The 26,510-nt window shown below is 63.3% G+C and carries 24 protein-coding genes and 1 pseudogene; 15 read left to right on the plus strand and 10 right to left on the minus strand.

What is annotated here, in order from left to right; genetic code table 11:
- The first annotated feature begins 69 nt into the window (after nt 1-69).
- Nucleotides 70-1,260, plus strand: coding sequence for a cytochrome P450 (locus MTY59_RS08845; RefSeq protein WP_202284245.1), 1,191 nt, complete (start codon nt 70-72; stop codon nt 1,258-1,260).
- 21 nt (nt 1,261-1,281) lie between these two features.
- Here MTY59_RS08845 and MTY59_RS08850 read toward each other — a convergent pair whose 3' ends face one another.
- Nucleotides 1,282-2,202, minus strand: coding sequence for a TIGR03619 family F420-dependent LLM class oxidoreductase (locus MTY59_RS08850; RefSeq protein WP_202284244.1), 921 nt, complete (start codon nt 2,200-2,202; stop codon nt 1,282-1,284).
- A 477-nt stretch (nt 2,203-2,679) separates the two neighbouring features.
- On the opposite strand from MTY59_RS08850, the gene MTY59_RS08855 reads away from it, so the two are divergent.
- The 8 genes from MTY59_RS08855 (at nt 2,680) to MTY59_RS08890 (ending at nt 10,831) form a co-directional block, all read left to right on the plus strand.
- A complete protein-coding gene (locus MTY59_RS08855; RefSeq protein WP_250160765.1) occupies nt 2,680-4,044 on the plus strand; it encodes a PEP-utilizing enzyme in 1,365 nt (454 codons plus the stop codon).
- The gene (locus tag MTY59_RS08860; protein ID WP_221045321.1) at nt 4,041-5,045 is read left to right on the plus strand and encodes a DUF7064 domain-containing protein; all 1,005 of its coding nucleotides are present in this window, start codon (nt 4,041-4,043) and stop codon (nt 5,043-5,045) included. The genes MTY59_RS08855 and MTY59_RS08860 overlap by 4 nt, the downstream gene beginning before the upstream one ends.
- A 59-nt stretch (nt 5,046-5,104) precedes the next feature.
- On the plus strand, nt 5,105-5,470 hold the full coding sequence (locus tag MTY59_RS08865; protein WP_044488583.1) for a DUF4286 family protein: 366 nt from the start codon (nt 5,105-5,107) through the stop codon (nt 5,468-5,470).
- Nucleotides 5,470-6,078 carry a nitroreductase family protein gene (locus MTY59_RS08870; protein ID WP_202284241.1) on the plus strand — a complete coding sequence of 203 codons (609 nt, stop codon included), beginning with the start codon at nt 5,470-5,472 and terminating at the stop codon, nt 6,076-6,078. The genes MTY59_RS08865 and MTY59_RS08870 overlap by 1 nt, the downstream gene beginning before the upstream one ends.
- Before the next feature lie 19 nt (nt 6,079-6,097).
- Nucleotides 6,098-8,248 (plus strand): acyl-CoA dehydrogenase family protein, encoded by a 2,151-nt coding sequence (locus MTY59_RS08875; protein ID WP_221045322.1) that lies wholly within the window; start codon nt 6,098-6,100, stop codon nt 8,246-8,248.
- Nucleotides 8,249-8,261: 13 nt separating this feature from the next.
- Entirely contained in the window at nt 8,262-9,398 is a 1,137-nt protein-coding gene (locus MTY59_RS08880; RefSeq protein ID WP_221045323.1) for a thiolase C-terminal domain-containing protein, read from the plus strand.
- Nucleotides 9,395-9,805 carry a Zn-ribbon domain-containing OB-fold protein gene (locus MTY59_RS08885; RefSeq protein WP_036473878.1) on the plus strand — a complete coding sequence of 137 codons (411 nt, stop codon included), beginning with the start codon at nt 9,395-9,397 and terminating at the stop codon, nt 9,803-9,805. Before MTY59_RS08880 ends, MTY59_RS08885 begins: the two co-directional genes overlap by 4 nt.
- Before the next feature lie 84 nt (nt 9,806-9,889).
- Nucleotides 9,890-10,831, plus strand: coding sequence for a PEP/pyruvate-binding domain-containing protein (locus MTY59_RS08890; RefSeq protein WP_044488582.1), 942 nt, complete (start codon nt 9,890-9,892; stop codon nt 10,829-10,831).
- 94 nt (nt 10,832-10,925) lie between these two features.
- On the opposite strand, the gene MTY59_RS08895 is transcribed toward MTY59_RS08890, so the two are convergent.
- The 4 genes from MTY59_RS08895 to MTY59_RS08910 all read right to left on the minus strand — a co-directional run bounded on the left by MTY59_RS08895 (nt 10,926) and on the right by MTY59_RS08910 (nt 14,511).
- Nucleotides 10,926-12,044 (minus strand): phosphotransferase, encoded by a 1,119-nt coding sequence (locus MTY59_RS08895; RefSeq protein ID WP_221045324.1) that lies wholly within the window; start codon nt 12,042-12,044, stop codon nt 10,926-10,928.
- A 66-nt stretch (nt 12,045-12,110) separates the two neighbouring features.
- On the minus strand, nt 12,111-12,554 hold the full coding sequence (locus tag MTY59_RS08900) for a Zn-ribbon domain-containing OB-fold protein (RefSeq protein ID WP_221045325.1): 444 nt from the start codon (nt 12,552-12,554) through the stop codon (nt 12,111-12,113).
- Nucleotides 12,551-13,693, minus strand: coding sequence for an acyl-CoA dehydrogenase family protein (locus MTY59_RS08905; protein ID WP_221045326.1), 1,143 nt, complete (start codon nt 13,691-13,693; stop codon nt 12,551-12,553). The genes MTY59_RS08900 and MTY59_RS08905 overlap by 4 nt, the downstream gene beginning before the upstream one ends.
- On the minus strand, nt 13,690-14,511 hold the full coding sequence (locus MTY59_RS08910) for an SDR family NAD(P)-dependent oxidoreductase (protein WP_221045327.1): 822 nt from the start codon (nt 14,509-14,511) through the stop codon (nt 13,690-13,692). The genes MTY59_RS08905 and MTY59_RS08910 overlap by 4 nt, the downstream gene beginning before the upstream one ends.
- A gap of 116 nt (nt 14,512-14,627) precedes the next feature.
- Here MTY59_RS08910 and MTY59_RS08915 point away from each other — a divergent pair, with 116 nt between their 5' ends.
- The 6 genes from MTY59_RS08915 (at nt 14,628) to MTY59_RS08940 (ending at nt 21,367) form a co-directional block, all read left to right on the plus strand.
- Nucleotides 14,628-16,073, plus strand: coding sequence for a class I adenylate-forming enzyme family protein (locus MTY59_RS08915; protein WP_221046340.1), 1,446 nt, complete (start codon nt 14,628-14,630; stop codon nt 16,071-16,073).
- Nucleotides 16,074-16,245: 172 nt separating this feature from the next.
- On the plus strand, nt 16,246-16,638 hold the full coding sequence (locus tag MTY59_RS08920) for a DUF732 domain-containing protein (RefSeq protein WP_221045328.1): 393 nt from the start codon (nt 16,246-16,248) through the stop codon (nt 16,636-16,638).
- A gap of 463 nt (nt 16,639-17,101) precedes the next feature.
- Nucleotides 17,102-17,524, plus strand: a complete 423-nt coding sequence (locus tag MTY59_RS08925) for an MmpS family transport accessory protein (protein WP_415822158.1) — start codon at nt 17,102-17,104, stop codon at nt 17,522-17,524.
- A 52-nt stretch (nt 17,525-17,576) separates the two neighbouring features.
- Entirely contained in the window at nt 17,577-20,486 is a 2,910-nt protein-coding gene (locus MTY59_RS08930; RefSeq protein WP_221045330.1) for an MMPL/RND family transporter, read from the plus strand.
- 4 nt (nt 20,487-20,490) lie between these two features.
- Nucleotides 20,491-21,153 (plus strand): TetR/AcrR family transcriptional regulator, encoded by a 663-nt coding sequence (locus MTY59_RS08935; protein ID WP_221045331.1) that lies wholly within the window; start codon nt 20,491-20,493, stop codon nt 21,151-21,153.
- Nucleotides 21,154-21,205: 52 nt separating this feature from the next.
- Nucleotides 21,206-21,367, plus strand: coding sequence for a hypothetical protein (locus MTY59_RS08940; RefSeq protein ID WP_221045332.1), 162 nt, complete (start codon nt 21,206-21,208; stop codon nt 21,365-21,367).
- An 854-nt stretch (nt 21,368-22,221) separates the two neighbouring features.
- Here the strand turns inward: MTY59_RS08940 and MTY59_RS08945 are convergent.
- From MTY59_RS08945 to MTY59_RS08965, 5 genes and pseudogenes are all read right to left on the minus strand, one after another.
- A pseudogene (locus tag MTY59_RS08945) lies at nt 22,222-22,547 on the minus strand (cytochrome P450); the annotation flags it as partial.
- A 91-nt stretch (nt 22,548-22,638) separates the two neighbouring features.
- The gene (locus tag MTY59_RS08950; protein WP_221045333.1) at nt 22,639-23,481 is read right to left on the minus strand and encodes an SDR family oxidoreductase; all 843 of its coding nucleotides are present in this window, start codon (nt 23,479-23,481) and stop codon (nt 22,639-22,641) included.
- Between the two features lie 10 nt (nt 23,482-23,491).
- A complete protein-coding gene (locus tag MTY59_RS08955; protein ID WP_250160767.1) occupies nt 23,492-25,180 on the minus strand; it encodes an acyl-CoA synthetase in 1,689 nt (562 codons plus the stop codon).
- A complete protein-coding gene (locus tag MTY59_RS08960; RefSeq protein WP_221045335.1) occupies nt 25,177-26,046 on the minus strand; it encodes an enoyl-CoA hydratase/isomerase family protein in 870 nt (289 codons plus the stop codon). Before MTY59_RS08960 ends, MTY59_RS08955 begins: the two co-directional genes overlap by 4 nt.
- Nucleotides 26,043-26,486 carry a nuclear transport factor 2 family protein gene (locus tag MTY59_RS08965; RefSeq protein ID WP_221045336.1) on the minus strand — a complete coding sequence of 148 codons (444 nt, stop codon included), beginning with the start codon at nt 26,484-26,486 and terminating at the stop codon, nt 26,043-26,045. The genes MTY59_RS08960 and MTY59_RS08965 overlap by 4 nt, the downstream gene beginning before the upstream one ends.
- Between the last annotated feature and the right edge of the window lie 24 nt (nt 26,487-26,510).

The following is a 26,510-nucleotide window of genomic DNA, read 5'->3' on the forward strand; positions in this document are numbered from 1 at the left end:
ATTTATGACAGTTGACTGTCAAACGACCCAAGCGCCGGCTGGCGCGGGGTAGAGAGGATCTCCGTCTCGATGACCGAGCTCGGCACAACCGGAACGTTCAACATCAACGATCTGCCCTTTGCGGAAGACCGCACGCGTGGGTGGCGCGAGCTGCGGGAGGCCGGTGAGGCGGTGAGTTCGGGCGAGGAGATCGTGCTCACCAGCGCCGAGGCTGTCGAGTTTGCGGCGAAGAAGCCTGAAATCTTCTCTTCGGCAAGGGCTTTTGACCGGCTGGGAAGTCCGGTTCCGTTGGTACCGATCGCGATTGATCCACCAGATCACACCCGCTTCCGGCGCATGCTCGACCCGTTCTTCAGTCCGAAGAAGATGGCCGAGCGTGAGCCCGAGTTACGCCGGCAGGCTGGCGAATTGATCGACGCGATTGTTGCTCGCGGCGAGTGCGACGTGGTTCCCGATCTCGGGACACCGTTTCCCTCGCAGGTTTTTTTGACACTCTTCGGGCTGCCCATGGCCGACCGCGACCGGCTGGTGCAGTGGAAGAATGCGATTCTGCAGTTCACTGATCCGAGCAGCACCGAGGCTACCCCGGAGGTGATGGCTCATGCGCTGGAATTATTCGGCTATCTGACCGAGCACATCGCCGAGCGGCGCGCCGATGCGAGCGGTGACGACATGCTCACCCAGCTGATCCAGGACACCGACGAGGGCGGAATGTCCGACAACGAAATCCTGGGTCTGTGCTTCATGTTCGTGCTGGCCGGCCTCGATACCGTCACCTCTGCCGTCGGGTTCTCCCTGGCCCGGCTGGCGGCCGACGACGAGATGCGCCGGCGTATCGCGCACGACTTCACACTCATTCCGGCGTTCGTCGAAGAGATTCTGCGTGTCGACGGCCCGGTACCGTTCGCGCCACGTGTCACCACCGAGGAGGTGGAAGTGGCAGGCAGGTTGGTGCCGAAGGACACCACGGTGATGCTCAGTTATGGCAGCGCCGACCGCGATCCGCGCCGATACGAGGACGCCGACGAGATTCATCTCGACAGCAAGGCCGTGCATTTCGCTTTCGGGCGTGGACCGCACCGCTGTCTCGGCTCACACCTGGCGCGTCTCGAGCTCCGCCTCATCCTCGAGGAGTGGCATTCACGCATCCCCGAATACACTCTTGCGCTGGGCAAGCCGCCACAGATGCCGTGGCCGACCGGGACGATGTCCCTGCAATCGGTACCGCTGTGCATCACGCCGTCGGCGCGGCGCCAGTAATCTGGCGGCTGCCGCTAAGGCTCAGCCGACCTTCGGGATTATTTCCTCCGCTACCCATTGCATATGGTCGAGGTAGGCGTTAAGACCTTTCAGCTCTGGCGGATTCACCCAGGTATCCGTGACGCCGCGCTCGGCCAGCATGTTGCAGTTGTCGATGACCTGCTGGGCGCTCTGGCCAAAATGCGCATTGGGGTCGTCGACGACGGTGTGCTCCTGACCGATCGACAGCACTGCCAGGCTGTAGAACAGGGAGAACGGCCGGTCGTCGAACCCGGGCTGCGAGCGTAGGTAGTCCATCTTGGCAGGCAGCTCGTCGGGCTTGGTCAGCCATGGTGCCCAGCCGTTACCGAACCGAGCCGCGCGGCGCAGCACCGCGTCGGCGTCCCCACCCATCCACACCGTCGGGTGGGGCTTGGAGATGGGCTTGGGCCCGAACGCGATGTCGTCGAACTTGACGAAGTCGCCGTCGAAGCTTGGCGAATCGCTGTGCCACAACTCGAACATCGCCTCAAGACACTCGTCCGCTATGCGGCCACGCTGGGAGAAGGGGACGCCGATCGCGTCATACTCCTCCTTGAGCCAACCGACACCGACAGTGGTCTGGGCCCGACCGCCACTGAGCCAATCGAACGTTGCGATCTGTTTCGCGGCGATGATCGGGTTGTGCAACGGCAAGATCGTGACCATCGATCCGATGGTGATCGTCGAAGTTGCGCCCGCGACGAAGGCCTGGGCGGTGGTGGCGTCGAAGTAGTGGTCGCCGGACAACGCGACGTGACCACTCGGGGTGAGGAAGTGTTCGGGTAGGAACACCATCGAATAGCCCAGCTGCTCGGCATGCTGGGCAACTCGCGCGATGTGGGCGCCGGTGAGTTGGTGTTCCCAGGGCTGCGTGATCGCGGCGACGTGCATGCAGTTGGGGAGGTACACGGTGAATCTCATCTGGCGCCTTCCGATTTCATGGCCCGGTGGCGGAGCGCCGACTGGCGACCCGATCGTACCTGGGTCCCGGCTCGCCCATTATGACAGTCTACTGTCACCCGTCAAGACCTGAGTCCGCTGCGTTCGAGGATTCAAATTGGCGGAATTGGCAGCTAGTCTGGTGCGACAATCGGCTGGTGATATGACAGTCTACTGTCAAGCGATACGATTAGGAGAACCATGCACACCGGCCCTAAGGTGCCCTTGACCGATCCGATCCGGGGCAGGAGCGAACCCCATCGCCTCTGGACTCTGACGAACGTTGGCGAAGCGACGCCGGACATCCTCTCTCCGCTGTGCTGGTCACTCTGGGGGACCGGTGTCGAGTTCGCTTCCCGCGGCGGCCTCTACGACTTCGGAGTGCTGGGGTCATCGGCACTTCGGGTACCGGACGACCCGAATCAGTGGAGCACAGCCTGCTTCTTCGGCAGACAGGCTATGAATGTCGATCGCGCCCGCGAACTCGCCGGGTTGCTGCCCGGAATGACCGGGGATGACTTCGAACGCGACTTGTTGGGCGCAGTGCGGCCTGATGCGGCTCCGACCCGTAGCGACCCCCGCCGGTTACCGGCAGTCATCGTCAAGGCGCCGTTGGTGCTGGCACGAGCGCGGTCTGCTCCGCGCCGCCTACACCAGCGCCAGATGGACTGGTGGCGGGCAACCGTACTAACTGGACGATGGCCTGACCCGCGCAATCTGCTCACTGATTCCTCCTACCGGTTCAGTGCGGCGATGCGGGTGCATGTTCGTACTCGTCTCATCCTCAATGTGTTTCGCGCACAGGTCGAATCGATTGCCGTCAAGGCGGGTCGTGGTGATCTGGTGCCGGCGCTGTTGGCCGGGTATGGCGGCGTGATCGAAACCGAATTGGCCGATGACGTGTGGTCGTTGGGGCACGGCCGGATCACGTTGGACGAGTTTGTTTCTCGGCACGGTTTTCATGGTCCTAACGAGGGCAATGTGATCGGTCATTCGTGGCGGGAGGACCCAGACGCGGTCCTGCGTGCGGCCGCCGCGCACAGCGGCAGGCCCGAGTCCGACCGCCCGGCGGTGCGTGCAGAACGTGCAGCCGCGACGCGCCGGAAAGCCGAGGCCGACTTGCTCTCAACGCTTCCCGCGGCGCGACGCCTGTTAGTGTGTCGCCTGCTGGCATCGACGGGGGCTCAGGTGCGAGCCGTAGAACTGACCAAGGCCGCGTTCTTGACCGCCGTTGACGGATGCCGCGCGGCAGCCGGCGGGTTCGGTGCTGAGCTGGTCGACGCCGGGACGCTGGATCGGGTTGACGACGCTTGTTACCTGACCGTGGACGAACTGCTGGCTCCGCTGCCCGCGAACGTGCGCGAATTGGTGGAGTTTCGCCGAACCCGGCGCGAGGCGTACCGGAGCCTTGAGGTGCCGTCGGTTTTCACCGGGATGCCGGAGGCCATCCAAAGATCGGCCGCGCCGCCCGCACAAGATGCCGTCATTCGCGGAACTCCCGCAGGCCCAGGGATCTTCGAAGGCATCGTAAGAGTGGTGGTCGACCCGGAATCCCAAGACACCCTCGACGACGGCGAGGTACTGGTCTGCAAGTTCGTCGACCCTGGCTGGACCGCCTTGGTCTCGCTGGCGGGTGCCCTGGTAACCGACATCGGCAGTCCCGCCAGTCACGGGGCGATCGTCGCGCGCGAGCTCGGTATCACGTGCGTGGTCGGAACAGGCAACGGCACCACGGCATTACGCAGCGGCGACCTCGTGCGGGTGGACGGGACCACCGGTGAGATCGCGGTGCTGGCCCGGTCCCGGTCCGCGGTGCAGAAGTGAGCGCGCTCTCTTCGGGTCTGCCCGCGGCCAAAGAGCAAGTCGTGACCAGTTGCCCGCCGGTGCCGGGCTGGACCGAGAATCTGCTATTCACGCCCTACGACCCTGGGCACGATATCGGCATGTGGCTGCATCTGGGCACAGTTGCCGACATGTGGGAGATGTGGGAGGACCGCGTCCTCATCGCGCTGCCCGCGGATCAGGGAGTGTTGTCCATGTGGGCGTATCACCGCACTGTGCCCGAGCGCCGGCCCGCGGGAGCCAATCTGGCTTTCCGGTGTGAAGAGCCGTTCGTGAAATGGCACATTACTTTTGACGGATTCTGTCTGCGGTCTCCCTATGACGCGATGCGCTCCGCACCATTGCCCGACGGGCCGAAGACCCACGTTCGCCTGGATCTGGAGGTGCACGGTGTGACTCCGGTGTGGGACGCCGAGGCCGGTCCGCCGACCGACTCGGGCGCCGGAATCGCCGAACAGAGCTGGGCCAGAGAACACTACGAGCAACTCACCCGTGTCGTCGGCGAGGTGACCGTAGGATCGGAGACCTTCCGGTTCGATGGTGGTGGCTGGCGCGATCATTCGCGTGGGCCACGCGGGGCCGACACTCTCAGCGACTGGGGCGGCCACGTCATCGCCGGGGGAGTCATGCCCAGCGGCCGCGCATTCGGGTTCTGCAGGTATTGGGCCCGCGACGGGCGTATCACGCTGCAGGGTGCTTACGCGGTCACCGACGGTTCACTGCGACACGTGACACTGGAGGAGATTCCGCCGCCGGCGGTGTTGCAGCGCGACGGTGAGCAATTTGGCTGCAAGCTCGACGGTCAGCCTATCGAGGCCACCGTCTGCTCATCGCTGTGGATGTCGATGGCCGACGGCCTGCCCTATGGGCTGGTGAATCCGGCACAGGCCTACACCGTCAGCTGGGCCGAGGTGACGTGGGGCGGGGAGACCGGCTACGCCTACCTCGAGAGGTCGAGTCTCACCGGCCCGCCGCCGCGTTGACTATGACAGTTGACTGTCATAGTGTGAGGTGATCCCGGCCGTTGCGAAAGGTATCCGACGTGGCTCCGAATCTGTTCATAGCGCTCACCAACCCGATCGAGGGTCAAGATGACACCTTCAACAAGTGGTACGACGCTCAGCACTTGCCGGAGGTTCTCGACGTCCCGGGAGTTGTTGCCGCCCAGCGTTACGACATCGTCGAACTGAAAGTCCCGGATGACCAGGAGTTGCCCGCTCAGTTGCCGCCGCCGACGCACCGCTACATGGTGATTTACGAGCTGGACAACGAACCCGACGTCGTGATGGCGGAATTCTTGAAACGGGTCATGGCCGGAACGCTGTCACTAGGGGAGTGGCTCGATCTGACCACCATCTCTCTCACCGGATGGGCGCCACGCGGCAAACGCGTTCTGGCGGACAGCTAGTGGGCGACTTACTTGCTGTCATCCACGCTCAACGCGCGTGTCGTCGTTTTGATCCGGACGGCAAGGTACCCGATTCCGACGTCGAGCAGATGCTCGCCGCCGCGGTGCACGCACCGAGCGCGGAAAACACCCAGCCTTGGACGTTCATCGTAGTCCGCGACGACCGCAACCGCGCTCTCCTCGCGGCGTGGTGGACAGAAACATGGAACGCGGGCGGAGGTGACTTCGTCAAGCAGAGCGTCGAAGACAAGGCATTGGTTGCTGACCTCGAGTTCGGTTGCAGTAAAGGCGGTTTCGCTGCGGCGCCGGTGGTCATCGTGGTATGCGCTGATACGGACCGGGTGCCGGAGATCTATGCGCCGCCGTCGATTTACCCGGCTGTGCAGAATATGCTTCTGGCTGCCGCCGACCTTGGCTACGGTTCGTGTTTGACCACCGGCTTGACCACGTTTGGTGTCGATCAGGTGCGGGAGCTGTTGGAACTGCCACAGAATCTGATCCCGATGGCCGCAGTCTATGTCGGTCTGCCCGGACGCAAGCTCTCACCGCCTCGCCGCCGCCCGGCCACATCGCTGACATGCCGCGAGCGGTTCGGTACACCCTGGTGAGCAGATTGGAGAGCCGCTGATGCCATTGGCGATCACCGAAGATCATCGCGCCCTCGCCGAAGTAGCGGCCGCAATGGTCGCCGGGCGTGCCGGCACCGCGGGCGCCCGCCGGATCCTGCTCGACCGTGAGAAGAGCGACCGCTGGTGGTCCACCGACGGACTCTGGAAAGAGATGGTCTCCACCGGCTGGCTTGGCCTGCATATCGACGAACGATTCGACGGCCAGGGTTACGGTCTGCCTGAACTGACGATCGTGTTGGAGCAACTGGGCCGCGCGGCGATGGCCGGACCCTTCCTGCCCACGGTCGCAGTGTCTGCGGTGATCGCTGAAGTCGGGACGGACGGGCAGCGGGAACGGTGGTTGCCGCGGCTGGTGTCCGGTGACGTGATCACAGGGATCGGCACCGACGGCGGTGCTGTCGTTAGGGATTCGGCGGTCACTGCCGCTGCGGTACCGGCACTGGCCGAGTCAGGTGCGGACCTGTTTCTGCTTCCCGCCGGTGACGACCTGGTGCTGCTGGCAGCCGGTGAGGGCGTCAGCGTTCGGACTATCGAATCGGTAGATCGGCTGCTGGCCCCGGTGGTGGTACTCGGCCTGAACTCGGCACCGGTACTCGAGATCCTCCCGGGCGCGGCTGGGACGGCGACGCGGATCCTTCGACTGCTGGCCGCAGCCGAGGCGGTTGGCGGGTTGAGCGCGTGCACCGAGATGGCGACGGCTTACGCCGCCGGCCGCGAGCAGTTCGGCAGAACTATCGGCTCGTTTCAAGCAGTCAAACATCATTGCGCGAACATGCTTGTCGACACCGAACTCGCAGTCGCCGCGACCTGGGACGCGGCTCGTGCCGATGGTGCGGAGGCCGAGCTGGCCGCGACCATGGCGGCCGGACATGCGTTGACCGCTTATCAGCGGGTGGCCTTGCAGAACGTGCAGGTGCATGGCGGCATCGGGTACACCTGGGAGCACAACGCTCACCTCTACATCAGACGGGCTACCGTCCTGCAAACCTTCGCCGGCGACCAGGATGCGTTGCGGGACAAAGTCATCGCGCTGCAACGCGACGGCGTTCGCCGACGCCAGTCGGTCGACCTGCCCGAGGGCGCCGAACAGTATCGCCAGGCCGCACTGGATTTCCGGGCAGAACTGGAGGCGGCCGACGCCGACGATCACCAAAGGCTCTGGGCGCGCAGCGGTTATCTTCAACCACATTGGCCCACTCCGTACGGCCGGGTCGCCGACAGCGTAGAGCAGCTCATCATCGAGGACACCCTGGACGGTTTGGATAAACCCAGTCTTGGTCTCGGTGAATGGGTGGTCCCAACGCTGCTGCAACACGGTAGTCCTGAACAAGTCGAGCGACTGATCTGGCCGAGCCTGGAGGGTGACCTGCGGTGGTGCCAGCTGTTCAGCGAGCCTGGCGCCGGCTCGGACGCGGCGGCGGTTGCTACCAAGGCCAGTCGGGTCGACGGTGGCTGGGTGGTCAACGGTCAGAAGGTGTGGACCAGTGATGCGGTGAACTGCCAACGCGGTCTGGCCACCGTGCGCACCGATCCGAACGTGCGCAAGCACAAAGGCATCACGGCGATGATCATCGACCTCGCCGACCCGGCCGTGCGCATTCGCCCGCTCACCGAGATCACCGGCGAGACGCTATTCAACGAAGTCTTCTTCGACGACGTTTTCGTGCCCGATCGTGATGTGGTCGGCGGTGTCAACGACGGGTGGAGTGTAGCGATGGCTGCCTTCGGCAACGAGCGCGTGTCGATCGGCGGCGGCTCGGTCACCATGACCGCCGGCGCTTTGATCGATCTGCTGGCCCGCCATCGGCCCGGTGACACTGGCATCGCCCGCGAGGTCGGTGCGCTGCTGATCGAGTCCTACACCTTGGCCACGCTGAATCTGCGACAGGCCGCCCGAGCCGTCTTCGACGCCGGGCCCGGCGTCGAAGGCAACATCGCCAAATTGTTCGGGGCCGAGCACGCTCAGCGGGTGGCAGAGTTGGCGCTGCGAATTGCCGACCGGGCCATCCTGGTCGGAGAGGAACCCGACGTCGTACACGACTATCTGTTCAGCCGGTGCCTGACGATCGCGGGCGGCACGTCGGAAATTGTGAGAAACCTGGTCGCCGAACGCATTCTGGGCCTGCCACGCGACCCGGCACCTAAGTAGATCGGAGAGACATATGGTTTGTGCAGTTGTCGGGATCGGCCGTACCGAGTATTCCCGCAACTCCGGCCGCACGACCCGCGGCATGGCCGTGGCTGCCTGCCGCGACGCCATCGCCGATGCCGGACTCACGGCGGCCGATGTCGATGGTATCTGCACTTTCATGGCCAACGACTCCGAACAGCCGATCTACGTCGGCTGGGCGCTGGGCATCGACGAATTAGCTTGGGCCAACGCAATGTATGGTGGCGGCAATCTCGTGGCTGACCAAATCGCCACTGCTGCCGCGGTCATCGAGGCCGGTATGTGCAAGGCCGTGTTGGTGTATCGGTCGCTTAACGGACGCTCCGGCTATCGGTTCGGTCACATCGAGGGACCCATGCGGGTCCAGCACCACGACCAGTTCGACACGGCCTCCGGTTTCATGGTGCCGCCGCAGTGGTTCGCGATGTGGGCCCGTCGGCACCAGCACGAGTTCGGCTCAACCAGTGAGGATCTCGGTCAGATCGCGATCACTCAACGAAGCCACGCGGGCCCCAATGAGCATGCGCTGCGACGCGAACCGCTGACCATGGATGACTATCTGGCCGCCCGCTGGATCAACGAACCGTTCCGGGTACTGGATTGCACATCCGAGGTTGACGGTGCGGTGGCGGTGCTGATTGTCGGCGAGGACATCGCCCGCGATACCAAGCAGCCCCCGATGTGGCTGGTCGGATCGTCGAATTCGCAGGGCGGCGCCGGTTGGAGCGAGTGGGACGACCCAACCGAGATGTACTCCGGCACAGCGGGTCCCAAGATCTGGGAAAAGACAGGCCTGAGTCCGTCGGACATGGATCTGGCCTGCATGTACGACTGCTTCACTTACACGGTGATGGCCACCATGGAGGGCTTCGGCTTCTGCGAGAAAGGCGAAGTCGGCAAGTTCTTCTCGACCGGGCGCGCCACCTACGGCGGTGACGTGGTGGTGAACCCGCATGGAGGGCTGCTGTCCGAGGGCTACATTCACGGCCTCAACCATCATTACGAGGCTGCACTGCAACTCCGCCACGCTGCCGGCGTGCGTCAGGTCGACGATGCCCAGCTCGCGCTGGTCACTGCCGGTGGAGGGCCCTTCGGTGGCGCCAACGTCTACAGCAGGGAGAAGCCATGACGAGTCCAGCGTTGGCGGCACCGATTCCGGTGCCTGACCCCGATTCGGCGCCCTACTGGGAGGGTCTGAAGAACGGTTCGTTGATGTTATGCCGCTGCGACGACACTGGGAAATGGATCCATCCGCCGTTGGAGCGCAGCCGGTACACCGGTGGCCCCGTGCACTTCGAGGAAGTCAGTGGGGACGGCACAATTTTCAGCTTCATCGTCGTGCGCCAGGCCCTCGTTCCCGGTCGGGTGCCCCCGTATGTCGTCGGGCTCGTCGAACTGGTGGAGCAGCCGGGCTTGCGGATCAACGCGGTCATCGACGCGGATCCAGCCGACGTGCGAATCGGGCAGCCGGTGCAGATGCGTATCGTCGACCTCGGTGACACCGGTTATCGCATACCGGAATTCGTGATCAAGTAGGCGCCCGCGATGACAACTGATCAAAAGCCCGTCGGCGCGGTTGACCGCCGGGGTTCGGCAGAAGGTGCGCACCGGCCGGAACACATGGCGACGCATGTTCTTCCGCTGCATCGGTGCAGTCCGGAGCTGAGTCACGAGGTCGGTGGCAAGGCTACCGGCCTCGGGGCGCTGACCAAGCAAGGTCTGTCGGTTCCGCCAGGGTTTGTCGTCACTGTGAGCGCCTACCGCGAGGCAGTTGCCGCCGCAGGAGTCGCGCCACGCATCGCGGAATCACTGGCGACAACGGGCACCGACCGGGACCGGTCGGCGGCAACCATGACGCTGTTCGACCAAGTCACCCTGCCGGAGAGCCTCGCTGTCCAAGTTGTGGAGGCTTACGCCCAGATGGGTGGCGGGCCGGTAGCGGTGCGGTCCAGCGCGATTGCCGAAGACACGGCCGAGGCGTCGTTTGCCGGTCAGCAAGATACCTATCTGTGGATCGAGGGTGCGCCCGCGCTGCTCGAGGCCGTTGTGCGTTGTTGGGCGAGTCTTTACACACCGCGGGCGATCGCGTATCGCCGGCGGTTCAACGTGGCTTCCGTTGACGTGGCGATGGCGGTCGTTGTTCAGCGAATGGTGCCGGCAGTCGCAGCGGGCGTGACGATGACGTTGGAGCCGGTGACGGGAGACCGTGGCCAGATCTTTGTCGCGTCGGCCCTAGGCCTGGGTGAAGGCGTGGTCAATGGCGACGTGGAATCCGATAGCGCCTGGGTCGACAAGGCCCGCATGTGCGTGCGCAAGCGAAAGATTGCGCGCCAGACTCGCGCTCATCGGTACGAAAACGGGGCGGTCAGAATTGTCCATCTCGCCCCCGGCGAGGGTGATGCACCCAGCATCGATGACGACACGCTGCTCAAGGTCGCACGCCTCGCCCTACAAATCGAGCAGAACGCCGGGTACGCCGTGGATGTTGAGTGGGCCGTGGACGCCGACGGCGAGGTTCACCTGCTGCAGGCCAGGCCGGAGACCGTCTGGAACAACCGATAGGGCCGAACTTCGAGGATTGCGCGCCAAATGTCTTGCGCCACTGCACCGGTGACCGGTCGACGTGGCCGACGACCAAGGAAGTTGGTGCTGTTCCTCAGCTCAACAACTTGCCGGTGCCGAGATCCGCATAGGCCTCGGCGAAGCGGCCGAGCACAGCGCGCACGACCTCGACCGAATACATCTGGTCGGGCGTGATTGCCCACATGCAGAACCCCCACGCCGGGCTCTGCCGATAGGCGCTCCACATCTGTTCGCGGTCTGGCACCGACGAGACGCCGGCGTCGAGCAGTCGCCCGCGGTAATTGTCGAGGAGTTCACGCTCGTGCTCGCGACGCGAAGCAGGCGACAGCGCGCCGATCAACGCGTAGCCGACGTCATGGGACCACGAACCCCGTCGCACCAACTGCCAGTCCAGGAGCCCCACGCGGCCGTCCGGTAGAACGTACGTGTTGCGTGGGTGCGGATCCCCATGCAGCAGCGTGATCGGTTCGTGAGCCACCCGGTCCTGCAGGGTCCAGAACGCCGCCTCCATGGCGTCCATGTCGGCACCGGTTTTGTTGAGAAGCTCCCGCTTATAGGGAATGTCGACGAACGCGCGGATGATCGCGAAACCGTTGGTGCGCAGGAATTCTGCGAACCCGCCGGTGACGGGATGCTGCAGCCACGCCAGGTCGCCGCTCGCATCGAGCCTCGGATTCGCCCAGAACGGGGCGTGCACGCGGCTCAACGTCGCCAACAGCTCGTCGACCTGCTCGACGGGCAGACCGGCCACCGCGTCGGGCACCCGCGCTCCGCGCATCGTGATGTCTTCGCCGATCACCATGAACTGTGACGGGCCGTCGAGATGTTCAGCGAAGTAGGTCGTCATGGTCTCGACGTCGAGGTCGTCGCGAAGATTGCGATAGAACGTCGTCTCGTCATCCAGCAGAACCGTCCCGCCGCCGCCCTCCGATAGCGACTCGTCGACCGCGGCAGGAAGATCGTGCACCGTACCAAGTTGTGTCTTGACGAAAAGCTTTGATGGCAAGTCGGTGTCGTCGTCGGCGTAGTCCACGTCGAGGTGGATGTGTGAGGTGGTCCCTTGCCAGGTGCTCTGGACCCGCACATCGGTGACCGTCACCGCGGGCCGGTGGCGACGCAGCAGCGAGGTCAGGACGGCCGGAGTCAGGTCCTCGGGAGACCGCAGGGTGACGGGTAAGGCTTGGCTGGTCATGTCGCGTCCTAACCGACGGTTTGACAGTTGACTGTCACATTAGCAGTATCTGGCCCAGCGGAATGATCAATTCTTGACGGGGCGAAACAGCGGTAACCACGCGCGACTGTCGTCCTCGCCCGAGAGCGCGGTCCAGTCTTCGAAGAAAACCTCGACGGCCATCCCAACGTGGATCTCGTCCGGGGAGACGTCGACCACGTTGGAAATCAGTCGGGTATCGGGCTCCTCGGCAAGCTCTACCATCGCCACAATGTAAGGCGGTTCGTAACCGGGAATCCAATTCTGGCGGTTGACCGTATACGCCGCCACGGTGGCTCGCCCCGAAACGGGTTCCGGCGCAACGTGGGTGCTTCTGCAGCGCCAGCAGGCCGGCCCGGGCGGGTGGAAGAAGTGGCCGCAATTGTGGCACCGGCTGATCAGCAGCTCGCCGTTACGCCCGCCCGTCCAGAACGGCCGCGACTCCGCGGTTGGACTAGGTGCCAAGCGCAATTGGGGGCGTTGATAGGTCATGATCCGACCAACGATCGACCGATGACCAGCCGCTGAATCTGGTTCGTGCCCTCGAAGATCTGGGTGATCTTGGCTTCGCGCATGTAGCGCTCGACACGGTAGTCCCTGGTGTATCCGTAGCCGCCGAAGACTTGGACGGCGTCGGTGGTGACCTTCATCGCGGCGTCGGTGGCGATCAGTTTCGCCACGGAGGCGTTGCGGGAGTACGGCAGTCCCGCGTCTCGGCGCCGCGCAGCATTCAGATACGTGGCGCGAGCGGAGTCGACCGCGGCGGCCATGTCGGCCAAGAGGAACGCCAGACCTTGGTGATCGATGATCTTGCGGCCGAACGTGGTTCGCTGCTGGGCGTAAGAAGCCGCTTCGTCGAGCGCGGCCTGCGCCAGTCCGACGGCTACCGCGGCGATGCCCAGACGGCCCGAATCCAGTGCACTGAAGGCGATCTGGAGGCCTTGGCCCTCGGCGCCGATCCGACGTTGCTCGGAGATGAACGCATTGTCGTAGTGTGCCGTAGTCGTCGGGATGGCGTGCAGACCCATCTTCTCCTCGGGTTTGCCGAACGTGAGGCCGTCGGTGCCCTTATCGACCAGGAAGCACGAAATACCCCGTCCGCCTTCGCCTGTGCGAGCGAATAGGCTGTAAAAATCAGCTATGCCGCCGTGGGTGATCCAGGCCTTGGCGCCGTTGACGCGGTAACCGCCGTCGGTCGCGGTGGCCTTGCAGGTCAGAGCGGCTGCATCGGAACCGGCTTGCGGCTCGGACAAGCTGTAGGCACCGATGGTGTTACCACCGAGCATGGTCGGCAGCCACTGCTGTTGTTGCTCGTCGGTGCCGAACGCAATCAACGGATGGCAGGACAGCACATGGACACTGACAGCCACAGCGACTGCGGCCCATCGAGCTGCCAGTTCCTCGAGAACCTGAAGGTATACCTCGTAGGGTTGTCCGCCGCCACCCCATTCTTCCGGGTGCGGCAATGTCAATAGCCCCGTCTCACCCAGCGTCGCGAAGACGCCGTCGGGATAGGTCTCGTTCTTTTCGTGCTCGTCGACGATCGGATCGAGCACCTTGTCAGCGACGTCGGCGGCCAGCCGCACGAGCTTGCGTGCGTCGGCTGTCGGCAGCAGGCGCTCGACGGTCATGGACGGCCATCCTGCCACTCGCAACCGGTCAGCTCGGCAGAGATGTTCCACAACCGTCGCGCGCTGTCCGCGTCGCGCGCCTTGTCTCTGAGTTTGGTGGGCTTCGGTGTGCCCCACTGGTGCATCAGGCCGCGCGGCGCGATGTAGGTGCCGTTCGGCAGGGTCGTGGTGATCGCCTGAATGGTCGAGCGCGCCCCGTCGGCGGGGCTTTGAGCGATGTGGGGCGAGAGCACTCGACCGGCCCACTGCAGTACGCCCGAACCGTTGTGGGTGATTCCGGTGTCCGTCATGCCGGGGTCGGAGGCGTAGGCGGTCTTGCCTCGGGCGACCAATTCGCGCACGAATAACAAATTCGCCAGCTTTGATTCCCCGTAGGCCGACCACGGGTTGTAGCGGCGGTGGTGGTAGTTGAGGTCGTCGAAGTGCATGCGGGCGGTGTTGTAGTTGGTGCTTGCGACCGCGACGACCCGATCGCGGATCCGGTCGCCGAGCAGGCAGGTGAGCGCAAAATGGCCGAGATGGTTGATGCCCATGTGAGCCTCGAAGCCGTCGGCCGTGCGGGTCAGTGGCAAACCCAGCACGCCGGCGTTGTTGACCAGCACGTCGACGTAATCCACGGTGTCGGCGAACTTGCGCACGCTGGTGAGGTCGGCCAGATCCAGTTCCCGCACTTCGACGTCGCCGGGCATCGACGAAGCGGCCTCGTACCCCTTCGCCGGGGTCCGGCAAGCGATCATCACTTCATGGCCGGCGGCGGCCATCGCATGGGCGGTCGCCTTCCCGACGCCACTATTCCCGCCTGTGACCATGATCCGCACGTCGCCGTGCCCTCCTTCGCGTCATTTTACCCAAACAGTAAACTATTTATCGCTTTGGCAAAACCGTGAGGAGAGACGTTGATAGATACTCACCCCAGTGCGGTTCAAGCGCTCGCATGACGTGGCTAGAGCGGATTTGCGCAGTCCACGAACGTAGTGAACGCGCGGCTGTCATAGGTGAGGTGGGCCCTGTCAGTGGTCGCGAACTGATCGGAAAGGCGGTCGCGGCCGCGGACCTGCTCGTCGACCTCGACGCGCAGTCAGGTCAGCCGATTCCTGCGTTGCTCACCACTAATTCGCACGCGCTGGCACTTCTGTTCGGCGGTGCCGCCGTCAACCGACCGCTCGCTCCGCTCGGACCGAGGCAGACCGTTGCGGAGTTGGCCGAAACGGTGGGTAGGAGCGGCTCGCCGGTCCTTCTCGCCGAAAACGCGTTCGCCGGGACGGCTCGGCAGGTTGCTGAAGCCGTTGGGATACGGGCGATGACGATACCTTTCTTGCCGGTGTCGGGGTGTCCGTTGCAGCCAGAACCAGGCCCCACGGCGATCTACTTGCACACCGCGGGAACTACCGGAGTCCCCAAGCGGGTACCGCTGACCGATCCAGTGCTCGACGCTCGCGCTACGCTTTTGCGTCGCCTGATCGGGATTGGCCCCGACGACCGCTATGCGACCGGCTCACCGCTACATCACATCGGGGGATTGGGCAACGTCCTGGTGGCCCTCACGGCCGGGGCGGCAGTAATCTGTACCAGCAGATTCTCTTTCGATTGGTGGCACAGCCTGAAGCAACTCGGTGCCACCCACTGCCTACTCGTTCCGACCATGATCGAGATGTTGCTCGGCAAGGGGCTTCTTGACGCGGTTCCGCTGAAGACATTGATCTACGGTGCCTCGCCGATCACCGTCGACACGTTGCGACGCGTTCTTGACGTGTTGCCCGACGTCGCGATCGTCAGCCTCTACGGCCAAACCGAGGGCAGTCCGATCACCAGCTTGGGCCCAGCGGACCACCGGTTGGCCGCGGTCAAGGATCCCGACATTCTGTCTACCGTCGGCCGGCCGGTGGACGGCCTTCGCCTGGAGATCGACCAGCCGGACCCGGCAGGAATCGGCGAAGTGTTCGCCGCTGCGGCGCATCTTTCCGCCCATTCCGCCGATGGATGGTTGCACACCGGGGATTTGGGTGTGGTGGATGCTGACGGTTATCTCCGTCTTTGCGGTCGTCGACACGACATGGTGGTTCGTGGTGGGGAGAACATTTATCCGCTCGAAGTCGAGAATGTGCTCAGCGCCCATCCCGGGGTTGCGGCGGTCGGCGTTGTGGGCGTGCCAGAGATGCGACTCGGAGAAACCCTGGCCGCGTTCGTAGTTCCGACGGACTTGGCTCACCCGCCACCGCCCGAAGAGCTAAGGTCTTTCGCCCGTGTCAAGCTCGCCGGCTTCAAAATTCCGCAGTATTGGTATTCGGTCGCCGAGCTGCCGTTGAACAGTGCCGGCAAGATTGTTCGCCCCACACTTCGGGCGTCACATCTGCAGCGTCAGCACGGTGTGTCAACTTGAGGTGAGTCAGTCGGTTCTGACTGGACTTGTATGGTGGCGGGCCTGGATCTTATCCGTTATATAGTTTAACGTCTGGATCTATGTCGATAGCCGTGCGGAGCTCGGTCGTCAACACGTCGGCCTTTCATCGGCCGACTCCGGGAACGCTGGCCACTCATTCGAGCCGCCAGCCATGAAGAGTTGGAAATCGCCGGTCGCCTTGACCGTCGGCACAGTTGTCGTCGGCGGCCTCCTGTTGACGTCATCACCGCGGGCATCTGCCGCTCCGGCGCCCGAGGTCGAGTACGTCTACGACGTGGTGGTGCGGCGGCATTACGGATTCCCTAACACTGACGCGCTCAGCTACGGCCACGGAATTTGCGACAAGGTCGGCCGTGGCGAGGACTATGGACACGTCATGGGCGACGTCAAGAGTGACGTCACCCCCAACGACGAGTTCGCGGCTAATTACCTGGTTTCGTATGCGGTCAATTTGCTTTGCCCTGAGCTGATATGGCAACTGCGGAACTCAGCCGCTGGCTACCAACCGCCAGGCGGAGCGGCCGCGCCCGGTACCTATTACTGAGTCAACCTTCTCGTACTCACTCAGAAACTGTCCCGGCATTCGACGTGACGACCAGACCGCCGCTCGCACGTGATTGTCCGAACGTGGGAATTGGGTGTGACGTTGACGCCTGGCTCCGGACTAAGGGTTCTGGCGAGAAAACCGTCTGCCCGTGCTGTATAGTTCCTACAGCCCCCTCTCGGAACTTGAGTTCCGGCCAAGCCTTGGGGGTGTGCCGGGCGGCGTTTCGGCGATTGTCGCCGTCCGGGGTGTACCCATTCGCTGCGACGAAAAGCCAAGGTGGCAGCGGATGTTCGGCATTTTGCGAAGGACTGGTTGGCGGAATGGGGTACGGTAATGACCGTCGCAGATTCGGAACTCGAGTTCCATAGCGATGGCGGCCCATCTTCTCGCCTGAACCCGATTGTCCTGCGTCTGGTCTGAACGAAACGAGAGAGCTGGGGGAACGCGCGCGGTGTTTCGAGTGTTGAAGCGGTTCTGGATCCCGCTGCTGCTTGTGGTCGTCGTGGCAGTTGGCGCGTATGCGATTACCCGCATTCGCGAGTCCACGGGCCATCACGGCCCGAATTTGGCGGAGGGCTCCGGAATTACCGCGAACTTCAATCCGAAGCACATCAGATACGAGATCACCGGGACGGGCGGGACTGCGAACCTCAACTACCTCGACGAGAACGGCCAACCCCATCTCATCGAAAACACCCCGCTGCCTTGGTCGTTCACGATCGTGACGACGCTGCCGTCGATGTCGGCCAACATCCTGGCCCAGGGCGATCGCAACACCCACGACCTTCGGTGTCAAGTGACCGTCGACGGCAAGGTGCGCGACGACCGGGCGAGCGCCGACACCATCAAACCGTTCATCTACTGCTTGGTGAAATCCGTATGAGCAACGCGAGCCGACGATGCGCTCCGAGGCACGAGGAGCGAGGAGCGAGCGAATGAGCAACGCGCACACCAAGGCCCATCGTCCGTTCATCGGTCGGATGGTTCGGATCTTCTCGTTACCGATCATCGTGTTCTGGGTTCTGGTGGCGGTGGGTCTGGGCATCCTGACCCCGTCGCTCGATGCTGTCGCGGCAACGCGTTCAGTGCCGATCAGCCCCACCAATTCGGAGTCGTATCAGGCGATGCTGCACATCGGTAAGGTGTTTCAGCAGTACGATTCGGATTCCACGGCAATGGTCGTGCTGGAGGGCCACGACAAGCTCGGTGATGCCGCGCACAAGTTCTACGACAAGATCGTCGCCAAACTGAACGCGGATCACAAGCATGTGCAGAACGTCCAGGACTTCTGGAGTGATCCGCTGACCGCGGCGGGCTCGCAGAGCGTAGACGGCAAGGCCGCCTACGTGCAGATCTTCCTCAATGGCCCCCAGGGCACGACACCCAGCCACGAGTCGGTGGCAGCGGTGCGTGACATCGTCGCCTCGGTACCCGCACCGCCGGGTATCAAGGCCCATGTCGCCGGCAATACCGTGCTCAACGCCGACACCAGCGTGGCCGGGCATCAAAGCATGGCGACCATGGAGGTGGTGTCGGTCTGCGTTATCATCGCAATGTTGCTCGTCATCTACCGCTCCGCCGTGACGATGCTCGTGTCCATGGGCATCATCGGTCTGGAACTATTTGCCGCACAGGGTATTACGGCCACGGCAGGCAACTTGAACGTCATCGGCTTGACCCCGTACGCGGTGAGCATGGTGACCATGCTGTCCTTGGCCGCAGGAACAGACTATGTGATTTTCCTACTCGGGCGATATCACGAGGAAAGGTCGAAAGGCCTCGATTCCGAAGACGCGTTCTATGTCGCCTATAGCGGTGTATCGCACGTCATCCTGGGTTCCGGATTGACCATCGTCGGTGCCTGCTTGTGCCTGACCATGACCACGCTGCCCTACTTCCAGACCATGGGCCTGCCCTGCGCGATCGCGGTTGGGGTGATCATCGCCGCAGCCCTGACGCTGGCGCCCGCGGTCCTGACGGTGGCGTCGAAGTTCGGTCGGCTCGATCCCAAGCACAACGTGGTCTCCTCGCCGGGTTGGCGCAAGGTCGGTACCTCCGTGGTCCGCTGGCCCATTCCGATCGTCTTGGTGACCTGCGTGATCGCCATCGTGGGCTTCGTCGCCCTGATGACGTACGTGCCCCAGTACAACGACCAGAAGTTCACCCCCGCCGATATGCCCGCCAACCAGGCCATGGGCGTCGCCGATCGCCATTTCTCCCAGGCCCGCATGAACCCCGAACTGTTGATGCTCGAGGCCGATCATGACCTGCGCACCCCCGCGGACATGCTCGTGATCGAAAAGGTCGCCAAGAACGTCTTTCGCATGCGGGGCATCGATCGGGTCCAGACCATCACCCGCCCGCTGGGCGCACCGATCGAGCACAGCTCTATCCCATTCCTGCTGGGCGCACAGAACGCCGGCACTCTGCAGGCCGCAAAGTTCAACAATGACAGCTCGGCGCAGATGCTCGAACAGGCCGATGAGCTGAGCAGGACGATCGCCAACATGCAACGCATGTACGCCATCACGAGAGAGATGACCGAAGTCACGCACAGCATGGTTGGCAGGACCCACGAGATGGCGGACATCACCAATCAATTGCGCCAGAACGTCGCCGATTTCGAGGATTTCTTCCGCCCGCTGCGCAGCTACTTCTACTGGGAAAAGCACTGCTACGACATCCCGATCTGCTTTTCACTGCGGTCAATCTTCGACACACTGGATGGGATCGACGCACTTGCCGACCAAATCCAAGGTCTCACTAGCGATTTGGACCGTTTGGATCATTTGTTGCCGCAGATGTTGCCAGTTCTGCAGAAAACCATCGACTCGATGACAAAAATGCGTGACTTCATGATCGCGACCCACAGCACCCAGGCCGGCACCCAGGCCCAGCAACAGGAGCTGGCCAAAGGCGCGACGGAGATAGGTCTGTACTTCGATCAGGCCAAGAATGACGATTTGTTCTACCTGCCACCGGATGTGTTCGACAATCCTGACTTCAAACGTGGGATGAAGATGTTCATGTCGCCCGATGGCAAGGCGGTCCGTATGATCATCACCCATCAGGGCGACCCCGCCTCGGTGCAGGGTATCGAACATGTTCGGGGCCTCAAAGGTGTGGTCGCAGACGCCCTCAAGGGCACCCCGCTGAGTAATGCGAAGGTCTCACTCGCCGGCACCGCATCGCTGTATGCCGATATGCAGGACGGCGTCGTCACCGACCTCGCGATTACGATCATCGCAGCGATGATCCTGATTTTCGCGATCATGTTGTTGATCACCCGCAGCGTGGTGGCTGCCCTCGTGATCGTCGGGACCGTGGCCGCATCCTTGGGTACCGCGTGTGGTTTGTCGGTGCTGCTCTGGCAGGACATCCTGGGCCTGGGCGTGCAGTGGATCGTGATCCCGTTGTCGATGGTGATCCTGCTGGCAGTGGGTTCGGATTACAATCTCCTGGTGGTCTCGCGCTTCAAAGAAGAGATACACGCCGGGCTCAACACGGGCATCATCCGAGGCATCGGGGCCACCGGACGCGTGGTCACCGCAGCCGGCTTGGTGTTCGCCTTCACCATGATGGCGATGATCGTCAGCGACCTGCGCGTGGTCGGTCAGCTCGGCATGACCATCGGTATCGGCCTGGTTGTCGACACGTTGATCGTGCGGGCGTTCATGACGCCATCGATCGCTGCGGCGCTGGGCCGCTGGTTCTGGTGGCCGCTCAACACCTTTGAGATCACCAGGCGTGGCCGCAGCGGGTCCGAACCACCGCCGGCCGACGACAACACCGCGCCCATGGCAACGACCGCGTCAGTGTCGCGGACTGGTCAGGCAGGGTGGTGATGGAGTGTTGGTCGGTGGATCGGGATGTCAGGCAGACGCCGAATCGAAACTGCGCCAACGTACCCAAGGCCGGCTCGATCGATCGCGCGATCCCGCGATCCTCAACGCCGCGCTGGCCGCATTGGCCGAGAACGGGTACAACGACACCAATATGAACGACATCGCGGCGCGAGCCGGTGTCGGTAAAGCCGCGATATACCGCCGCTGGTCGTCGAAGGCCGCGTTGATGACCGATGCGCTTGTGTACTGGCGGCCCGACCTCGTCGAGGACGATGTCCCGGACACCGGCAGCCTTACCGGCGATTTCGACGCGTTGGTTGAACGTGTCGCGCGTACCGACGACGACTTGATCTCCAACGATCTGGTGCTGCGAGTGGCGATGGAGGCGGTGCACGATCAGCAACTCGCCTCAGCCCTCGACGACCTGATGCTGCCGAAGGGCAGGCGCGTGGTGACGGCCATCCTCCAACAGGCCGCGGCCCGCGGCGAAGTCGGACCCGACCGGGACTGGTCCCTCATCGCCGACACCTTGACGGGGCTGGGGCTGATGCGGGTCATCAACGGTCAGAGGGTCGACGCGAACTTCGCCCGGCAGGTCATCGACACGCTCATTCTGCCTGCGGTCTGCGCGGCAAACACCAAGGATGGTGGCGGGAGCGACGAGTAGCACCTGCGCAACCTCGACGACAGGTGTAAATATGTAGCGCACCGTTACGAGCGTGAAGCGTCAGGTGCTATTCGAGCAAGTCGGTCTTTACGGCCCCAGTGTGGATTCGATGTTCGTCGACGTGCCGTTCGCGTGTCGGCCCGATGCTGGTATCGCCGAGCTCATGCAGCGCATCGCGTTGGAGGCGCCCGGCGATGTGTTATCGATCGGGTAGTCGAGGACTGGCAGGGAGACTTACCCTCGACTTAAGATCTGCGATCTAGCTGTTCTGACCTGAGAGGTTAGGTCAAGGGACTCGGTGACTGCTTCAATCGAGCGCTTGTCGACGATGATCGTAGCTTCTGTGTCGGTGACGGCATCGTCGTACTCGTGGCCGATGTAATGCCATTGTTCGACAGCGTCAGCATCTAGGGCTTGCGAGCACTTACCTTGAAGGCCCGGCCCCAAGGAGCGATTCGTCAGAAGCACCGAGTGTGCGGCAGTCTCGCCGGCTAGGCGTCCGAAAACGTCGTCTGCTTCGCCGTGAAAAGGCTTGTTCGCCTCGGGATTACTCGATCCCTTAACCTGGACTCGCTCTGCAATTGCGCTGTCGAACTCGATCGCGAAGTCGATGATGTCCTCATCCCGCGCGACGCCCTCGCGTGCCAGCGTCGTCGGCTCGACATGAAGAGCGATCGCACCTATTTGGCCGAGACGGTCGCGGGGCAGTCCCGAGTGTGTACCGGAGAAATCGCTCGATCGTGACTAGATACTGGTACCGATACCCGAAAGCGGACTGATTGCCTCCAGTCACGTCTTGCATCCTCTCGCGCGCATGGTCGACCTGAGCGTTGGCCAGCGCATGCGCTGGTCGGTGAAACAGTCAACAAGAGCTCACCGACAATCGAGCCACGACGCTCTCCGGGCTGTGAGCCGAATGGCGGCAGACGGCCACGGCTGATCTGATTCCAGAAAGCGTTCACCTGCGCTTTTGCAGCGAAGATTAACAGGCTTCCGCGACACGCCGAAGTTCTGTCAACGTAGCGCGGCGTGTCTTGTCATCTTCGCTGCCTCTCGACAACGTCACACGATCGTCTCGTACAGACGCTCGCTTGCACGCGGAGTGAATGCTCTGGATACCAGGCTGCGGAGGCGGCGGTGCGCATCGCCCTCCAAGCACAACAGGCTGTTGGCGATCTTGTCCCACAGCGGACCCGAGGTAATTCCCTGCAGCATGAGACTCAAGCCAGGCGGAATCTGAAACCGTGTGTCCCGGAGAACTGTTCGCGCGAGCTCATACGACAGAACTCGGGTCCGTAGGGCCCGAGAGCGATGGGAGCCTGCCGCTGCGCCGCCTGGATTCGCGGGTACACGTCAGCGGGTTTTTCCTCGAACTCGTACGAAAGCACCGGCAGGCTGGCGTCGAATACGTTGGGGTACTGATATTAACGGACATGAAGGATTACCAACTCGGTGGCCAAGGCGCTATCGATGCCCGCACGGTGGTTAGGCCGGTGCGTTGGTCAGCGCGTCGACAGCTGGCATGCTCGAGTAGTCGATCTGGTTGGTGGTGACGGCCGCTGAGAAACCGTTGTCGATGAGCAAGTTGGTTCCGTTGACGTAGCTGGCGGCGTCGGAGCCCAAAAAAGCCAAAGCGTCAGCGACTTCGGCTGGCGCGGCTCTTCGTCCGCCGCTTTGGCTGACCATCCAGTCGATAATTGGTGTGCCCATGGTGATTTGGAAGTCGGCGACCAGTGGGGTGTCGATAATCCCCGGGCATACACTGTTGATGCGGATGCCGTGCTTGGCAAGTGGCGTAGCCTGCAGCAGGGTGAGGACCTGTGCGCACTCTTTGGAGAACCCGTAGGCGTTTTGGGTCAGCCCGGGGTGTGCGTCGACCCAGTCCAGCGCCTGGTGCCAGTCGTCGATGGCAAGCAATTCGAGTATCTGCGGCAGTCGCTCCATGAATCCGCCGCCGGCGGTCGACGCGGTGTTGACGATGGCGCTGCCCGGAGGCATCCGCTGGTGAAGGCCTGCGATGAGTCGGCGCGGTGCGAGGACGTTGACGCCCATGACAATCCGCAGGGGCAGTGTTGCCGCGACACCGGCGTTGTTGAACAGGACATCGATGCTGTCGGGAAGTCGATGAATAGCGTCGTCGATCGCGAATGGATCGGATAGGTCGGTGAGAATGAACTGGTCTACCGGCCCGTTGCATGGCTTGATGTCGAGGGCGATTATCTGCCCGGCGTTCGCGGCTCGCAGTCTGTCGACGAGCGCGGCGCCCACGCCAGTTGCCGCGCCGGTGACGACGACAGTCTTGTTCTCGTAGTTGATGATTGGTGGCATTTGTTGCTCCTCAAAGTGCCGCGGCGGTGTCGCGGTCGTCGTGGTGTGTGCGGGTGTCACGGGCGGCCACCTGTTCAGCCCAGCGGTAATCGGCCTTTCCCGCCGGGGATCGCACGACCTTCGTGGTCCGCACAAAGGATTTCGGAATTTTGTAGCCGGCTAGGTGCTGCGCGCAGACCTCGCGCAGTTCGGCGTCGGTCGGTTCTGCGCCGTCGACGAGTTGAACCACTGCCACGACTTCACTGCCCCATCGCTGCGATGGGCGTCCCACGACGATGACGTCGTAGACAGAGGGATGACAGGCAACTGCGCGCTCGACCTCCTCGGCGAAGATCTTCTCGCCGCCGGAGTTGATCGTCGCCGAATCCCGGCCCAGCAGCTCGATGCGGCCGTCGGGCAGCGCTCTTGCGCGGTCGCCGGGGACCGACCAGCGGACACCGTCGACCGTCGGGAACGTTTTGTCGGTCTTGGCGCGGTCGCCCAAATAACCCAGTGGGATGTAATCTCGCCGGGCCAACCAGCCTTCGCCAGCTGTGCCGCCGATTAGGACGCTGCTGAGATCCTCGGCGAGCACCGCGGTATCGGGCTGCGGGGTGAACACGGACACCTCGTCGTTATGGTCTGCCGATATCACGACGCTCATCTGGCTTCCAGATTCCGATGCACCGACGGCGTCCAGCAACGCCGCTTGCGGGAGCACGGCATTCAACGCGTCGCGGACGGTGGGGGAGAGCGCTGCTCCGCCATTGGTCACCAACAGCACGTTGGATAGGTCATAGTCACCGGCCTGTATCTCTGCCACCAAGGGGCGGGCGATCGCATCGCCGACGACCGGAATGCAGCGCACGCCTTCGCGTTCGGCCAACCGCAGCACCTCTGCCGGCTGCAGTCGGTCCACTCGATCGGGGATCACAAGAAGGCCGCCGAGAGTGATCGCTTGAAATGCCATCCACTGCGCGGCGCCATGCATCAACGGGGGCAGCAACAGAAACGACATGGATCCCGCTGCGGCGCAGGCCTGTTCGGTGATGTCGTGATAGGACGTGAACGGCACTGTGGAGCTGTGGGGCCGACCACCCATGGCCGACACGAAGATGTCGTGCTGACGCCACAGCACACCTTTCGGCATTCCCGTGGTGCCGCCGGTGTAGAGGACGTAGAGGTCATCGCCCGTCGGGTCGGGCATCGGCGATGCTGGTGGCGGCGTGTCGACGATGGACTCGTAAGCAACGGCGCCCGGCAGCAACGGATTTCCCGATTGGTCCTCGACCTGGATGAGGTGTTTGAGAGTGGGCAGCTGATCGCGGACTGCGGCAACTCTCGGGGCGAACTCGGCGTTGTAGACAACCGCCGCGGCTTGGGAGTCGTTTAGCAGATAATAGAGTTCGCTCTCCACATAGCGGAAGCTGCAGTTAAACGGTGCCACCCGTGCGCGGTAGCTGCCGAGCATGGCTTCGAGGTACTCGTTGCCGTTGCGCAGATATAGGGCCAGATGATCCTGGCCGGATTCGTGGTCAGCGAGATCGGCACGTTCGATCCGACAGCCCAGTTCTTGTGAGCGCAGGTAGTGGGCTATGCCGTCGACGCGAGAGTTCACGTCGCGGTAGGTAAGGCGCTTGTCACGCCAGATCACGAACGTCTGGCCGGGTATCGCCTCTGCGACTGCGTTGAACAGCGTTGACAGATTGAAGCCGCTCACAGCGGCGTCCACTTGGGTGTGCCGTCTTCACGGAAGGCGGCGAAGGATTGAGCGAGATCGCCGCTGGCGGTGCACATCACCTGGGTGCGGTTTTCCATGTCGAGGGCGTGGCGCAGGCTCGGCGCATCGACGGTCTGCCACATTGTTTCCTTGGTCATCCAGACCGCCAGCGGCGAATGGCGGGCGATCTCGCGCGCTTTGGCGACGGCGGTGGCGAGCAGATCGTCCCGCTCAACCACATCCAGGACTAGGCCTATCGTCGCGGCCTCGGCGGCATCGAAGACCCGCCCGGTGAGCATCAGTTCGGCCGCTCGCGATGCACCGATAAGGCGCGGCAGGTGGTAGCTGGTGCCCATGTCGCATGCGGAGACACCGTGCCGGATGAAGATCGCCCCGAAAGTTGCCTGGGGGGCCGCGTAGCGGATGTCGCAGGCCAATGCGAGCGCGAAGCCGCCGCCGAGGGCGAAGCCGTTGACCGCAGCGATCACCGGCTGCCGGAGCCGGTGGATCTTCTCGAATGCCGAGGCCATCAGTTCCTGTGCGGAGAGCGTGATGGCCACCCTCGAGGTGGCTGCGGCGTGTAGGGCGGTTTGCGGCGTGGCCGAGGTGTCGCGCAGATCGTCGGGTTGGGCCTTGATGTCAGCACCGGCGCTGAAGGCGTCGCCGGCGCCGGTGATGACCACCGCCCGCGCGGCGGGATCCCCGTTGAGAGTGTCCAGTAGCCGATGCAGCTCCGCCAAAGTTTGTGCGTCCAGGGCATTTCGGCGGTGGGGGCGGTTGAGGGTGACGACGGCGATGGCGCCGTCGTCGAGGTACTCGATGTCGATGGCCGGTCGCGTAGCCGGGGGGCCAGGGTCGGCGCTCATACGCTGACCGCGGGAACATCGTCGGCGAACTTGGCTATCGCGGCATGGGAGGCCTCCGGGTTGGCGTATTCCAGCCAGAGCGTGATCTTTCCGTCGACGAAGTGGAAGACACCGATGTACTCGTTCTGGTAGCTGACCGGTTTGTCGCGGCCCTCGGCGTCGCTGCGGTAGCGCGCGACGAGCATGTTCGGGTCGACGAGGTCGTAAATGTCGGTGATGGTGATGGTGAACTGCTTGAACATTACGAACATCATCGACAGCAGCTGCAGGAAGCCTTCGCGGTCAGAGTCGGGCACCGCAGGTTCGAAGGGCAGCTGCAGTATCGCGGAGTCGTGCAGTTCGGCCCGGATGGCGTCGGTATCGAGGGCGGTGATGCCACTCATCGCTCGCCGTAACGTCTGCTTGTTCGCCTCGCGCGTCGTTGCGCTGTCAACAGTCATGTTGGGCCTTTCTTGGGTGGGCGG

The sequence above is a fragment of the Mycobacterium senriense genome, from assembly GCF_019668465.1.
Classification (GTDB): domain Bacteria; phylum Actinomycetota; class Actinomycetes; order Mycobacteriales; family Mycobacteriaceae; genus Mycobacterium; species Mycobacterium senriense.